A 14,124-nucleotide genomic window follows, 5' to 3' on the forward strand; every position below is an offset into this window, starting at 1 on the left:
CCTATCTATCTTCCAACGGTACCCATGCCGTTGATGATTTTATCAAGCATTTCGTCCTGTAATGTGATCATTCTGGCAGAGGCGTTGTAGGCATGCTGGAATTTGATCATGTCGGTCATTTCTTCATCCAGTGAGACTCCGCTTACAGACATTCGGCGTTCGTCCACTGCTCCTCTTAGTACGCCAGAGTTGCTTGCTAGTCGAACGGATTCTTGTGATTCTACTGCCATTTTTCCGATAACGGATTCAAGGTGTCCTTGGAATGAGGCATCTTTATCACCATAAGGAAGTTTAGTTGTTGTGATGATGTCGGCCAATGCCAGAACATTAGATGCATCTCCTAGTGTAGGGTTATCTGCACCTGCAGTCGCGATCTTATCCAGATTGCTCAGTTCATAGGCAATTTGAATTCGTTGAGCGAAGCCTTCTTTCGACACACCATCCAAATCTGCTGAAGCATTCTTTGCATCCTGGAAAAACTTCGGTGTATCTGGAGTGTCGTTCTCGGGATCAAAGTTTGGGTCGTTCATCTGTTCAGGTGTGAACCCTTGCTGGTGCTGGGCATTGAAAGCTTTGGCGAATTCATACGCCATGCTGTCGAGTTCATCTAGCATGCTGATATAGGACCCTTCTGCTTCACCGTCTTTATTTTTAAAGCCGTAAGTATCAACAAGGGCTCTTAGTTTCCCTTCACCTTGTGATAAGAAGTCATTTATATCGAGTGTTTGCTTCCCAATCGTTACAGAATCCACTGTGTTTTGAGGTCCCTGATAGGAAAGCTTGAGTTCGTTCGCTCCGCTTTTACTGACGAGATTCACGGCGAGGTTTCCGTCTTTCCCGACCAACGTGACAGTAACTGCACCTTCTGCAACAGGAGAAGAAGCTCCTCCATTGGATTGGTAGCTCGTTTGAATGGAAACATGCTTTGAAAGCTCGTCAATTAAACGATCCCGCTCATCATATAAATCATTCGGAAGATAGCCATGAGGCTCTACATCCGCAATTTGTTTATTGATATTATCGATTTGTCTCGTCAAGGAATTGATTTGCTCTTCACTGACAGACAATTCATTTTTCAAGTCGTTCCTCACACTTGTTAAGGACGAAGACAAATAATTAAATGTTTCAGCAACAGCAATTCCACGTTGACGGACAACAGAGCGGGCACCTGAATTCGACGGGTTCACCGCTAAATCCTGAAGGGACTGCCAGAACATATCCATCGTTTTAGACAATCCGGAATCGGACGGTTCGTTCATGACTTCTTCCATCTTCTTCATCGCTTCCATTTTGGTTTCCCAGTAGCCAAGCTTTTGGTTTTCGCCTCTGTACTGCATGTCCAGGAAAGAGTCGCGGACACGCTGAATTGAACCGGCGTCGACTCCCGTTCCGATTTGGCCGGGGATTTGAGGACGGTTCATGGCTGGGGCAGGATAGGGTTCTGTTTGTTCAAAGTTAACCCGTTGACGTGTGTATCCAGGAGTATTCGCATTGGAGATGTTGTGGCCGGTCGTATAAAGGGCGCCTTGCTGGGTGTACATGCCTCGTTTTGCCGTTTCAAGGCCCATAAAAGTGGATCGCATGGTGTTGCCTCCGTTTCAATTAGTAAGTGCTATGCTTTCGAATCAAAGATGGATCGACTTGCCGTCGATTTTTTCTCGCCGTTCGGACGTGAATAGGTTGACTGATCCGGCTGCGGCTGCATCATGGATAGATTCATATTTACGAATTGAAGAGATTGATAGACAAGCTTTTGATTCAGCTCGTTTCGTCCTCTCAATTCTTCAATGATCTTGACCAATTTTCGCTGCCAATGGGTTAGCGCTCCCCTCTCTTCAGAAGATCCATGTTCAATACACTGAGATATTGTAGGAGCTTCGTTAACAGGAACTCCCCTTGATTGAAGATAATGACTGGATTCTCTCTGCCGCTCAGCCTCCATAGTATTGATGGCGGCCAAATGCTTCTGCTCATCCTTCAGAACCCGATCGAGTTCACTCATATCGCCTTTTTTGATCACATCCGTTTTATTCACAGAAAGGTCGAACAAACTTTTGTGCAGCTTATATAGTTTTTCAAGAGTTGTGAATAGATTGTTGGCTGACATGTTTGTTCTCTCCCTTTTTATTGTCCGTTATAGAAATTCCTTAATCCTTTGGCAATGGCTTTCGGATCGATGGTGTAATTTCCGCTCTGAACCTGATCTTTTAAAGCTTCTACTCTTGCCTGGCGCTCTTTGCCGAGTTTGGAAACCTCCTGCATCTCTTTGGCTGCAGACGAGATTTCAATTTTGTCTGATGCCGGCTTACCCGCTTTTCCGACCTGATCCATTTTGTTTAAGTTGCGCTTATAAGGATTGATGTTCTGATTTCCGATATTGTTAATCTTCATCATTTTCCCTCGCTTTCTTCACGTACATGGTTTCTACCTAGTATATCGGATAAAAACGTGTTTTGTTTAGAGTTAGGAACTGGTTAGTTCTTCCTGAATTATTTTAGTAAGATGTAGTTCTAATCTCTCATGGTGTAATATGTTCTCTGACCGGACTCCTTAGATTTTCTCTTCCATTCCTGCTCAGTTTCAAACTGTTTCAGATCATTCACAATCTCCGAAGAACAATCACTACAGATCCGTCCTGTCACAATAATCTTCCCACATTTATCACATGGATAACCCATATTCGGAAACTGCCTCGTCTGGATTCGGCCTTTTTTCACCCATTTATATAGTAGTTCCTCGTTTACCCCTGTAACCTCGATGACGCGATCCATGGTGGCAGCACGATTTTCCCGCTTTTTTAAAAATTGATAAACGGTTTCATACATAGTTTCTTCTTCTTTATAACATTTGTCGCATACATCGCGGAATTTATTTTTCATAAAAATGGCATTGCAGCGTGGACAATTGATGATTTCTGACATAGTATGTTCCTCCCGGTAAAGCTTCTCTTACCCAATATATCGGCAGGATAGAGGATTGCTTTAACCCCTTGCAAGAGTCAGGGAAGAAACTGCGTCCGCACCCGCTTCCCTCAATAGCTTGGCCGCCTGCCTCAAGGTCGTTCCCGTCGTATAAATATCATCAAACAGTAGAATGGTCTTTCCTCTCACGTCAGATTCCGCTAATCGAAAAACCTGCTCCTGCAGAAGACGTTCACTACGCGTCTTCTTAGACTGCTTTTCAGAGTGCAATCGGGTGAGAATAGTGGAGGGACGGACCTCTGCTTCTTCAAGTAATACGGTGGATTGATTGAACCCCCGTTCATAGAGCCGTTCATCGCTCAGGGGGATGGGGATAATTAAGTCATACTCTACTTCGGCAAGATATGTTTTGATTGTTTGGGAGAATGCATGTGCCAAGGCATAGTCTCCCCGGTATTTATATCTGGCCAGGTAGTCTTTAAGAAAATCATTATAATGATAAAAGGAGTGATTATATTCGAGAATCCCCCTCCATCCAGAATCCCTTTCCCATCTAAAGCAGTCCAAACAAACATCTTCCTTTATCAGGTTCGAAGGCAGGTCGAGCATAGATCGGGAGCACCCGCTGCATCGCTCTCCTTCTATAAATTCTAACTGCCTCTCACACTCCTGACACAAAAATTGAGGTTCTCTATGAAATAACCCCCTCCACGACAGCACCTCCACCAACTCTCCTTCACAATTCAAACAGTTATTTACCATGAATCAAGCCTCTCTTTCCCGCTTCCTTATTCATAGAATCGATATGAAGAAGAGCCTTGATCATTTCCCTGGTCCGGCCGTAATGAAAATAAACGGTGTCCCCCGTTGGATAATCAGAGCTCCTCCCTACCCTGCCGGCAATCTGTACAAGTGCGCTTTCGATGAATATCTTTTCTTCCGCCCCGAGGACCGCGACATCGATGTTGGGAATGGTCACCCCCCGTTCTAATATCGTTGTCGTTAATAAAATAGGAATCTCATTCTTTCTCATTTTCATCACTTTTTCTTTTCGATCGGGGTCTTCAGCATGAACAGACTCAATGAGAGGATTCATTTCTTGAAACAGAGGAAGTGCTTTTTCCATCAAGTCGACTGTTGGAAAAAATATCAGCGCTTGCTTGGATTGATGGAGTTTCAATAAAGTCCATTTCTTTAAAGCAAGGGGAATTCTATTTTTCATCAAAGCTTTTTTCCATAGTCCACACCACATAAATCTGGGAAGTGGGATCGGATGCCGGTGGAAACGGGCAGGAATTTGGATAAAGTTTCTTTCCCCTTTGATGCATTCCTTCTGTGTTTTTGAATCCGGAGTTGCTGTTAGATAAATGATAGATGAACGGGGTTTACGGGCTTTTCCCACAGCCCATTGCAAGGAGGAATCGAATGAATAAGGGAACGCATCGACTTCGTCAATGATCATGACATCAAAGGCTTCTTTGTAACGATAAAGTTGGTGGGTAGTAGAGAGTACAAGTTGTCCAAAACGATGCCGGTCCTCTGAGCCTCCATATAAAGTAGTAATCGGCGTATCAGGAAAAACCTTTTTAAGTCGGGGAGACAGTTCCAGAATGACATCGGTGCGGGGTGCGGCAATGCAGACACGTTTATTTTGCTGAAGAGCTTCAAATATCCCGTCAAAAAGAATTTCTGTCTTGCCGGCTCCACATACCGCCCAGACGAGAAGATCGTTTTGATTCTGAATGGCGGAAATCATTTGTTGGGACGCTTCATTTTGAACTTCTGAAAGGAAACCGGACCATTCGAACGCAGGCATAGGTGATTCCGGCGTAGGCCCTTTCCACTCCAAGAGCGGAGTACACTCAGACACTCTCCCCATCATGATACAATTCCGGCAGTATGTACATGACGTATGGCACCTGGCGCAGTGGAAGACAGAAAACAAATGTGACCGGTTATTTCCACAGCGGCGGCATTGACCATCAATGACTCCTTTTTCATATGAAACATAGCCATTCATATAGTGCTCGTGAAGAATATTGATTTGAAATGGGATTTCATCTAACAATAATGCTCGTCCACTTAAGTAGGATTGTAAATCTGTTGAAAAGCGATAGAGGGGGTTAAGAGGTTGATGGGGCAGTGTAGGAAAGTCTGAGATTCGTTGGAGATTTGCTGAATCTTTTACAAATGACTCGGGGATTAATACTTTGTCCATTAAAGCAAAACGCAATGACATCACTCCTTATTTGGATAATAATGTATTCTACACAAATTTTAAAAAATCCTGCTCAGTAAAAACAGGTGCCAGGCACGAAAACTGGTTTCGCGACTGGCACCTCGGGATACACTCTTTAAGAAATTCCTACTTGCTCATCTTCCTGGCCCATCCCATCCCCATCGAACCCTCACCTAAATGAGTCCCGATGACCGGACCGAAATAGCTTACATTGAATTCCACATTCGGATATTTCTCTTGAAGCTCATTCTTCCACTCAATCGCTTCTTCTTCTCGATTGGCATGAATGATGGAAGCCTGATAGGCTTCACCGGACTGAACCGCTTCTTCAAGAATTCCTTCCACCCGCTTCAATGCTTTCTTCTTGGTGCGGATTTTTTCAAACGGAACAATCACTTTGTCCACGAAGTGCAGCAATGGCTTGACCTGCAACAAGCTCCCGATGATCGCCTGAGCTTGTGATAACCGTCCACCGCGCTGCAGGTGGGCAAGATCGTCCACCATGAAGTAAGCCTGAACCGACTCCTTCATTTCATCCAATAATGCCACGATTTCTTCAGCCGTTTTCCCTTCACGTTCAAGCTTCGCACCTTCAACGGCATAGAAGCCCTGGATCATGCAGCTGATTTCCGAGTCATAGGGATACACTTTAATACCCTCGACCATCTCACCTGCTTGGACGGCACCCTGGTATGTCCCGCTGATCCCACTGGATAAATGAATGGAGATAACGGCATCGTAGTCTTTGGAAAGTTTTTCGAAAAGCTCCACGAACTGTCCAACAGGAGGCTGTGATGTGGTCGGTAGCTTCTCCTGGACGCTGACCTCTTCATAAAACTCCTCAGCTGTAATATCAACTTCTTCTTGATACGTTTCTCCTCCGAAAATAACACTGAGAGGAATCATATGTATGTTGAGTCGATCACGCAATTCTTTCGGGATGTAGGCGGTACTATCCGTTACAATTGCCGTTTTCATATCGAATTACCATCCTTATTATTTATTTTATCGAGATCTTGAATCAGACCTGTTTATACAAAGCTATGTATCCTAACCATTTTATATGAATATGTATTCTTTTGCATTAAATTCATCAGAAAAACTCTTTCCAGGGATCCAGAGGAAGTATAGACCCCTCTTAGCGTCATCATCTTTTAACATATTTCTTCAGTTCATCGGTTATGCTCGCTTTAAGACCGGCGTCTTTTGGAAACTTCACCCCATATTGATAATGGGAAAGACCTTTCTTTTTTTTCCACTGGATGACTCCTACTGCCGTGATTTCAGTAAAGTCTTCATCCAACTTGAATGTCACCTTCAACCTGACTTCCTTTTCCAAATGAATATCCAATAAAGATTGAAGTCTGCAACCTTGAGGACTCAGGTCAATCATCTCCCCTTTGGCTGTCTTGGATTGAATCGTTTGATCTCCTATTCCGACGATGGTAAACGAACAGGGAATGGGTTGGGAGAAAGTAAAGCGATAGGCTTCATCTCTTTTATATTTCATTGCAAATCTCCTCCGATCAGGTTGGTTTGATATCTAGGGAACATTCTCATTACCGATATTATAGCAAATAGTAGGAAATGAAATGATTCTATTTGCAAAAATTAAACAAACGTTTGATTAGTAGTCTCATCCCTTAAAATAAAAGGGTTTCGACATGTTAATCAAACGTTTGTTTAAAGGTCTTACCTTGTCCCAGCAGGTAGAGATGAAATGATTTTCTTGGACTTTCTTGATGACAGGAATACTCCTGCAAAGATAATCAGCAACCCTAAAATGAGATTATGTGTCACTGGCTCCCTTAATAACACGAACCCCCAGATCATCGCAGTACCCGGTATTAAATACGTCACGGTCGACGCAAATTCCGGACTTCCATTGGTCATGATGTAGAAGTAAAGTAACGTGGCGACACCTGATCCAAGACAACCCAGTCCTAAAATGCCCAAAATGACCTCACCTGACGCTAAATCCCCGACAGAGATTGGATTGGTGATCATCATGCCAATAAACCCCACTGCTGCTCCGATTAACAGCTGGAACGTGGAAATCACGACTACACTTGTTCCAGCCAAATGCTTTTTCGTAAACTGGGAAGCAAACGCATAGCTCATCGTCGCGAGTACCATCGTTCCCACTCCTACAAAGTCAGATGAAAAGATTCCGCTCACTTCAAAGTTCATCAGAACGAGTATCCCGATAAACCCGACCCCGATTCCAACCCACTGATATCCTGTCAACACCACGGCAAAGAATAAAAATCCGATCAGCCCCGTCCAGATCGGCGTAGTCGCATTCAGGATGGAAGCGGTATTGCTATTGATTTGAGTCTCACTCAAGGCGATCAGTGTCCAGGGCAGTGCAGCGTTCCCAATCCCCACCACAAAAAGTTTCCATATAGGAAGTGGCTTTTTGCCTTCTTTCTTCCTCTGCATGAAGAAAATCGGAAGAAGTATGAGGGCTCCTGCCAGGCACCTTAAGAATACCGTCCCCCATACTCCTGCAGGTTCCACCAGCCATTTGATGAAAACGAATGACATTCCCCAAATCATGCTTAAACCGATCAATGCAGTATATAATCGGGCCAATTCGCTTCCTCCTTCCTTTTTAAGACAATATGTTTATGTTTATTTTAATATATGAATAGATGTTATAGCATACTTTTCTAAGTTCAATCCTATCCTACTCAACCATTAAAAGTAAATATTCAATTCCTGGTCTCACACGGAACTTTTACATTCTTCTAACAAATCATACTTTTTAACCATTATTCTTTTACATAGTTGTGCTAGCATGTAATTGTTTGGAATTAAATACATAAATAGGAGAGATACCGTTGAAAAACACTTCTAATAAGAAAAAAATGATTACCGGTACTGCTTTAGCCCTAGGCCTTATGATTCCGCAGGCTGCTCCCTCTATTACGTATGCCGATGTGATGGACAAAGATATAGTAAAATTGCGCATCCTTGAAACGACAGATATCCACGTTAATCTCGCAAACTATGATTATTACCAAGATACAGAAACAAATAAATATGGACTCGTAAAAACCGCTTCACTTATTAAACAAGCACGATCTGAATCAAAGAACAGCCTTCTTTTTGATAATGGTGATTTACTGCAGGGAAATCCACTGGGAGATTATGTAGCTAAAGTTGATCCACTGCAACCAGGGGAAACCCACCCTGCGTATAAAGCCATGAACCTGCTAGATTATGATGCTGGAAACGTAGGGAACCATGAGTTTAATTATGGCCTTGATTTCCTTCAAACTTCTTTGGCTGGTTCTAATTTTCCTTACGTCAATGCCAATGTATATAAGAATGATGGAAACAACGATCCTTCCGACGATCAAAACTATTTTGATCCTTACCAGATTCTCGATCGTGAAGTCGTAGATGAAGACGGCGACAAGCATTCCATTAAGGTCGGTGTGATTGGCTTCGTCCCTCCTCAAATCATGCAGTGGGACAAGGCAAACCTTGAAGGGAATGTCATGACAAAAGACATAGTTGAAACGGCAAAGAAATTTATACCTCAGATGAAAGCAGAAGGTGCGGACATCATTGTAGCCATCCCTCATTCAGGAATCGGCACGGTTACCGATGATGGGATGGAAGAGAACGCAACGTATGACCTTTCGAAAGTGGACGGTATCGACGCCATTCTTTTCGGCCATTCACACGGTACCTTCCCTTCTTCTTCATATGACGGCATTGCAGGGGTCGATACAAAGAAAGGTACGATCAACGGTGTTCCTTCTGTCATGCCTGGTTATTGGGGAAGTCATCTAGGTCTGGTCGATCTCGAATTAGAATTGAAGGATGGGAATTGGACGGTTACCAACGGCCAGACCTCTCTCCGCGGAATTGCTGATAAAGATGGTAACCCTTTAGTATCACGTGATGAAGAAATCTTCGGGGCAATCGAAGAAGACCACAACCATACAATTGATTGGGTAAGGAGTGCAGTAGGTGAAACCACAGCTCCAATCAATAGCTACTTTGCACAAGTAAAGGATGATCCGTCGATTCAAGTCGTGACAAACGCACAAAAATGGTATGTAGAGAAGTATATTCAAGGAACGGAATATGAAGGGATTCCCGTATTATCGGCAGGTGCGCCGTTTAAAGCCGGTACCCGCGGAGATGCCACTTATTACACGGATATTCCAGCAGGTGAAATCGCCATTAAGAACGTAGCCGATCTTTATTTATATCCAAATACATTACAAGCCGTTTTAATTGATGGGACACAGGTAAAAGAATGGCTCGAGATGTCTGCAGGACAATTCAATCAGATCGACACAAGCAAATCAGAAGAGCAATCTTTAGTCAATGGAGAGTTCCGCTCTTACAATTATGACGTTATTGATGGTGTCACTTATGAAATCGATGTAACACAGCCTGCAAGATACAACACGGACGGGAAATTGGCAAACGAGGACTCTCACCGCATCAAGAACCTTCAGTTCAATGGTCAACCGATTGACCCGGCACAAAAATTCATTGTCGCTACAAATAATTATCGTGCTAGTGGTGGTGGCCATTTCCCTGGTATTGACGGTTCCAATATCATCATTCAGGCTCCTGACGAAAATCGGAATGTCATCATAAATTACATCATGGAAAAAGGAAGCATCAACCCTGAAGCAGACGGAAACTGGAACTTCACACCAATTCATGGAAACGTGAATGTTGTATTTGAGACTTCTCCTAAAGCACAGGAATATATCAAAGATGCCAGAACCTATAAATATATCGAAACACTGGATTCAGGATTTGCGAAATACTCGATTAAATTCAAGCAAAGCGATGCGACGAATCCAGGGCAGGAAAAGAAACATGGTTTCATGACAAACCTTATTTCAAATGTCGCGAAATCATTTCATTTCTTAAAATAAACAGCATACTCTGGGAACCTCCAATTCGGGGGTTCTTTTTCTTATGGTTCGAAGTCAACATCCTCCATTAGAAGGATATTGACTTCTCCCAACTGAAACCATTTAACTTTCATGGGTTTTCGTCATATAATGGTTGGGTAGGATTGATTAATGAGAGACGAAAATTACTATTTAGGACTGATATAGAATGTACAATAAAGAAACAGTGTTTGAAGAATTGTCAAAAGTCATGCACTCGGACAATATCAAGCGTGATGAATTATTAAGAGATCACCTATATACAAAGTTGGGCGGGAAAGCGGATTTCTTCCTGACGCCCACAACGTATGAAGAAGTGCAAAATATTGTAAAGCTGGCGAATAAAGTGGATGTACCGTTCACCTTACTCGGAAATGGGTCGAACTTGATTGTGAAAGATGGAGGAATCCGCGGAATTGTCCTTCATTTAAAGAATTTCAAGGATATAAAAACAACCGACCAGCTGATTGTTGCTCAAAGTGGTGCAGCCATCATTGATGTATCCAGACGTGCGCTTGCTGAGAAGCTGTCAGGACTTGAGTTTGCCTGCGGGATTCCAGGAACGGTTGGCGGTGCCCTGTTCATGAACGCTGGTGCCTACGGAGGAGAGATCAAGGATGTACTTGATTACTGCCACGTCGTGGATCGAGAAGGGAATCTGGTGAAGCGAACAGCTGCAGATTTAGAGCTTGATTATCGTCACAGCAACATTTCTGAAAAAGGGGATATCGTATTGGAAGCCACATTCAGCTTACAACCGGGTGTCTATGAAGACATCAAGGCCATCATGGATGACTTGACGGACAAACGTGAATCCAAGCAGCCCCTTGAATATCCATCATGTGGAAGTGTGTTCAAGCGTCCTCCAGGCTACTTTGCCGGAAAGCTTATACAGGACAGCGAGCTTCAAGGAACAAACTTTGGTGGTGCAGAAGTATCCACGAAACATGCTGGTTTTATCGTGAATAAAGACAATGCAACGGCAACGGATTATATTTCACTGATCGAACATGTGCAAAAAACAGTGAAGGAAAAGTTTGATGTAGAACTTGAACGCGAAGTACGCATCATCGGGGAAGATCTCGAGTGAAAAAGTCAGGAATCGTTAGATTCCTGACTTTTTCATTCCAATTTTCGAAGTTCATAAAGTTGGGCATGAAAGATATATAACTCGCCCCTAAACAAACAATTTCCTCATTATGTATTCCCCTTTGATTTCAGCGCTACCAACAAAAAAAACAGCCTAAATAGGTTTAGACTGAGTAGGTCCCATCACTTAAAGGGATAAAGAATCCGACAGCTATTTCTTTTTGACAACAGGGGCGGGCTTGGTTCTTCGGAATTCTCTCATTCTCGTCACGGCGGTTTGAGATACCTTTGCATCGAGTTCATACGCCTCGCGGGCTTTAAAATAGAGCAGAGTCACCTTCATATGCCCTCCTTTGTTAAAAAATCTAGTTTCTTTTTACCCGAAAAATACCTGATAAAACCAAATCACAAAATTTTTTCAGAAATTATAATTCCATAAAATTCGCCATTCACCTTCTTCCATCGCTGCATAACAGGTTTGAGAGATCGTCAACTCCCCGAATTGGCTGTCGAAATACAAATTCACTTTTGCTTTTCTGACATTCTCAAACTGAAGGCCCTCATGATTAAAGGTAAATTCCTTCTCCTTTTCAATACTGCCGATTTCAACATCAAACTCCTCCACCCCCATATGTCCCATAAATACATGATTCTTGGTTTGGATGTAAGATGCTTTCGGGAATTTATTTTTCATCTCTGAGTGAAAGAGTTCCCAGGCGTTACCGAAATCACCGTCTTTTTCAAAGTTATAAAACTCCTTTATCACTTCTTCAGGTGTCTGAGGTTCCTGGCTTTTTCCGATAAACATAAATAAAGTCACCAAAAACATTATCCCTATGACTACTCCAATTATTAAAGGGACAGGACTCTTCCTTCTCATACATCAAACACTCCTCACTTACCACCATTCTTATGAAGGACATGTAGAATATATGAAACTGAAAATATCAAGACAACATTTTTCGATATAATTCTTCTTTTTTATTTACTAAAAATGCTCTGTGCTCTTCATTTCCGAGCGCTTCAAACATCAATATGGATTTTTCTATATACGATAGTGCTGGTTTAACTTTCTCTTCCAGTTCGAAATTATATCCAATATGGTAATGCAGTTGTGCTAAACCATATAAGTGCTCCTCTTCGATACACCACTTGATTCCTTCCTTGCAATGATCGATAGAATCACTGTACTTCCCTAATCTTGTTAACACCCTTGCTTTATTATAAAGTAATCGTGTTTTAATGGATTTATCGCTCAGCTGCAAGGTTCCTGTTGTATGTATTGCTTCTCTAACCTGATCATAATAATTGAGCGCTTTCGAGTAGTCTTCCATCCCTACATAAAAACCTCCAATTGTTAATAGAATCTCCATTTCCCTTTCCGAGAAAGCCTTTTTACTGTCTGTTGTAATGTAAAGGGCCTTGTTCAAAAGAGCTAAGGCAAATTCCCAATTTTTCTGAACCTCAAACTCGTATATTGCTTTGTGCCAATAAAGGAGTTGGAGATTTTCATTTTCTTTAAAAAGGGGATTCTTTTCTTCTACTCTAACCATGTCTATCATTTCTTTGTATCTATGCTTTTTTCTCAGTTGACGCAATTGGCGTTCAACTTCTTTTAAATAATCAAGACGGGGGGTTGTCCCTATCTCAAAGAAATAGTTCACATCCACTCCGAGCTTCTTGGAAATCTGATAAAGTGAGGTAGCACTGGGATAGATATCTCCCTTTTCAATCCTGCTAATAAGTGCCTGTGTACATATCCCTTCTGCTAATTCTCCTTGAGTGATACCAACAACCTGACGTAATTCCTTTATCTTTTTACCAATGATGGAGTAATCCACGAACCCGCCCCCTTGAATTGTATTATTTCATTTATCTATCTTTGCTTTAAGTTCTTCTATCTTCCTTTCGATAAAAGTTGATAATTTCGTGTTATATTGAATGTCAAATAGCATTGCTGCTTTAACCAGATAAGGTAATGCTTCCTGATACTTCCCCTCAAGCTCTAAGTTATACCCGATATGATAGTTTAATTGAGCAAAGCCATATAAGTTTTCTTCTTCTGTGATCCATCGAATGCCTTCTTCACAATACCTCGTGGACTCCTTGTAATCACCAAGTCTCGTCAGCACCCTGGCAATATTATATAGGAGCCTGGTTTTGATAGATTTATCGCCAAGTTGGTCATTGTATGAAAAAGCGTCATTCACCTTTTGATAAATGGCCAGCGCTCGTTCATAGTTACCACGGCTGAATTCCAGAATTCCCATACTGATCATAATATTCATTTCACGCTCTGACATGGCCTTTTTCTTATTATAAGTAAGGGAGAGTGCCATTTCTAAAATGGCCAGTGCTTCCTCTTTGTTTTGCTCGACCTCATTTATATAAATTCCTTTATGCCAATAAAGAAGCTGAAGGTTCGTTTCATCTTTTAAAAATAAAGGATTCTTTTCTTCGGCTTTGACAATCTCGAGAATTTCATCGTATTTTAATTTCACTCTCAGTTTCTTTAGTTGACGTTCAACCTCTTTCACATAATCCAATCGGGGTGTCATCCCGATTTCAAAAAAATAGTTAACATCGACGCCTAACTTCTTTGAAATTTGATAAAGGGATGTGGCACTGGGATAAATATCCCCTTTTTCTATTCGACTGATCAGGGCCTGAGTACAAATTCCATCTGCCAGTTCACCCTGAGTCAAACCAACGACTTTCCTTAGTTCTTTGATTTTATTCCCAATGACTGAAAAGTCCACAAACCCACCCCCTTACAAATCTTACAAATATTAATATTTTAATATCCTATCAGAAAATAAGCAATTTTATTAGGAATATCCTCATACATCCTCTCTCAAGGACATAAACCGAGATTACATACATTTCGAATCTATGTTTTAATTGTCTTAACGACAAATTACAATACCTTTTGACGGCACTTCTC

The 14,124-nt window shown here is 42.0% G+C and carries 15 protein-coding genes; 2 read left to right on the plus strand and 13 right to left on the minus strand.

Features of this window, described 5'->3' with window-relative positions; genetic code table 11:
• Nucleotides 1-5: 5 nt before the first annotated feature.
• The 9 genes from flgK to LCL96_RS20950 form a co-directional block, all read right to left on the minus strand.
• A complete protein-coding gene (gene flgK, locus LCL96_RS20910; protein WP_224944944.1) occupies nucleotides 6-1,583 on the minus strand; it encodes a flagellar hook-associated protein FlgK in 1,578 nt (525 codons plus the stop codon).
• Between the two features lie 29 nt (nucleotides 1,584-1,612).
• Complete coding sequence (locus LCL96_RS20915) at nucleotides 1,613-2,107, minus strand: flagellar protein FlgN (RefSeq protein ID WP_224944945.1); 495 nt, start codon at nucleotides 2,105-2,107, stop codon at nucleotides 1,613-1,615.
• Nucleotides 2,108-2,124: 17 nt separating this feature from the next.
• On the minus strand, nucleotides 2,125-2,394 hold the full coding sequence (gene flgM / locus LCL96_RS20920; RefSeq protein ID WP_318246449.1) for a flagellar biosynthesis anti-sigma factor FlgM: 270 nt from the start codon (nucleotides 2,392-2,394) through the stop codon (nucleotides 2,125-2,127).
• A gap of 116 nt (nucleotides 2,395-2,510) precedes the next feature.
• Nucleotides 2,511-2,921 carry a TIGR03826 family flagellar region protein gene (locus LCL96_RS20925; protein WP_224944946.1) on the minus strand — a complete coding sequence of 137 codons (411 nt, stop codon included), beginning with the start codon at nucleotides 2,919-2,921 and terminating at the stop codon, nucleotides 2,511-2,513.
• 60 nt (nucleotides 2,922-2,981) lie between these two features.
• Nucleotides 2,982-3,359 carry a ComF family protein gene (locus LCL96_RS23660; protein WP_318246450.1) on the minus strand — a complete coding sequence of 126 codons (378 nt, stop codon included), beginning with the start codon at nucleotides 3,357-3,359 and terminating at the stop codon, nucleotides 2,982-2,984.
• A gap of 313 nt (nucleotides 3,360-3,672) precedes the next feature.
• Nucleotides 3,673-5,160, minus strand: a complete 1,488-nt coding sequence (locus tag LCL96_RS20935; protein WP_412103622.1) for a DEAD/DEAH box helicase — start codon at nucleotides 5,158-5,160, stop codon at nucleotides 3,673-3,675.
• Between the two features lie 126 nt (nucleotides 5,161-5,286).
• On the minus strand, nucleotides 5,287-6,138 hold the full coding sequence (locus LCL96_RS20940) for a DegV family protein (RefSeq protein WP_224944952.1): 852 nt from the start codon (nucleotides 6,136-6,138) through the stop codon (nucleotides 5,287-5,289).
• 169 nt (nucleotides 6,139-6,307) lie between these two features.
• Complete coding sequence (locus LCL96_RS20945; protein ID WP_224944953.1) at nucleotides 6,308-6,670, minus strand: PilZ domain-containing protein; 363 nt, start codon at nucleotides 6,668-6,670, stop codon at nucleotides 6,308-6,310.
• A gap of 182 nt (nucleotides 6,671-6,852) precedes the next feature.
• The gene (locus LCL96_RS20950) at nucleotides 6,853-7,755 is read right to left on the minus strand and encodes a DMT family transporter (protein ID WP_224944954.1); all 903 of its coding nucleotides are present in this window, start codon (nucleotides 7,753-7,755) and stop codon (nucleotides 6,853-6,855) included.
• Between the two features lie 308 nt (nucleotides 7,756-8,063).
• On the opposite strand from LCL96_RS20950, the gene LCL96_RS20955 reads away from it, so the two are divergent.
• Both LCL96_RS20955 and murB read left to right on the plus strand, forming a co-directional pair.
• Nucleotides 8,064-10,073 (plus strand): bifunctional 2',3'-cyclic-nucleotide 2'-phosphodiesterase/3'-nucleotidase, encoded by a 2,010-nt coding sequence (locus LCL96_RS20955; protein ID WP_412103626.1) that lies wholly within the window; start codon nucleotides 8,064-8,066, stop codon nucleotides 10,071-10,073.
• Between the two features lie 187 nt (nucleotides 10,074-10,260).
• Complete coding sequence (gene murB, locus LCL96_RS20960) at nucleotides 10,261-11,181, plus strand: UDP-N-acetylmuramate dehydrogenase (protein ID WP_224944956.1); 921 nt, start codon at nucleotides 10,261-10,263, stop codon at nucleotides 11,179-11,181.
• A 210-nt stretch (nucleotides 11,182-11,391) separates the two neighbouring features.
• On the opposite strand, the gene LCL96_RS23535 is transcribed toward murB, so the two are convergent.
• From LCL96_RS23535 to LCL96_RS20975, 4 genes are all read right to left on the minus strand, one after another.
• Nucleotides 11,392-11,523 carry a hypothetical protein gene (locus LCL96_RS23535; RefSeq protein WP_263628269.1) on the minus strand — a complete coding sequence of 44 codons (132 nt, stop codon included), beginning with the start codon at nucleotides 11,521-11,523 and terminating at the stop codon, nucleotides 11,392-11,394.
• Nucleotides 11,524-11,598: 75 nt separating this feature from the next.
• On the minus strand, nucleotides 11,599-11,988 hold the full coding sequence (locus tag LCL96_RS20965) for a hypothetical protein (protein ID WP_224944957.1): 390 nt from the start codon (nucleotides 11,986-11,988) through the stop codon (nucleotides 11,599-11,601).
• A 139-nt stretch (nucleotides 11,989-12,127) separates the two neighbouring features.
• Nucleotides 12,128-13,021, minus strand: a complete 894-nt coding sequence (locus LCL96_RS20970; RefSeq protein WP_224944958.1) for a helix-turn-helix domain-containing protein — start codon at nucleotides 13,019-13,021, stop codon at nucleotides 12,128-12,130.
• Between the two features lie 27 nt (nucleotides 13,022-13,048).
• A complete protein-coding gene (locus LCL96_RS20975; RefSeq protein WP_224944959.1) occupies nucleotides 13,049-13,939 on the minus strand; it encodes a helix-turn-helix domain-containing protein in 891 nt (296 codons plus the stop codon).
• Nucleotides 13,940-14,124: the final 185 nt, after the last annotated feature.

The sequence above is a fragment of the Rossellomorea aquimaris genome (assembly GCF_020172085.1).
GTDB classification, from domain to species: Bacteria; Bacillota; Bacilli; order Bacillales; family Bacillaceae_B; genus Rossellomorea; species Rossellomorea aquimaris_E.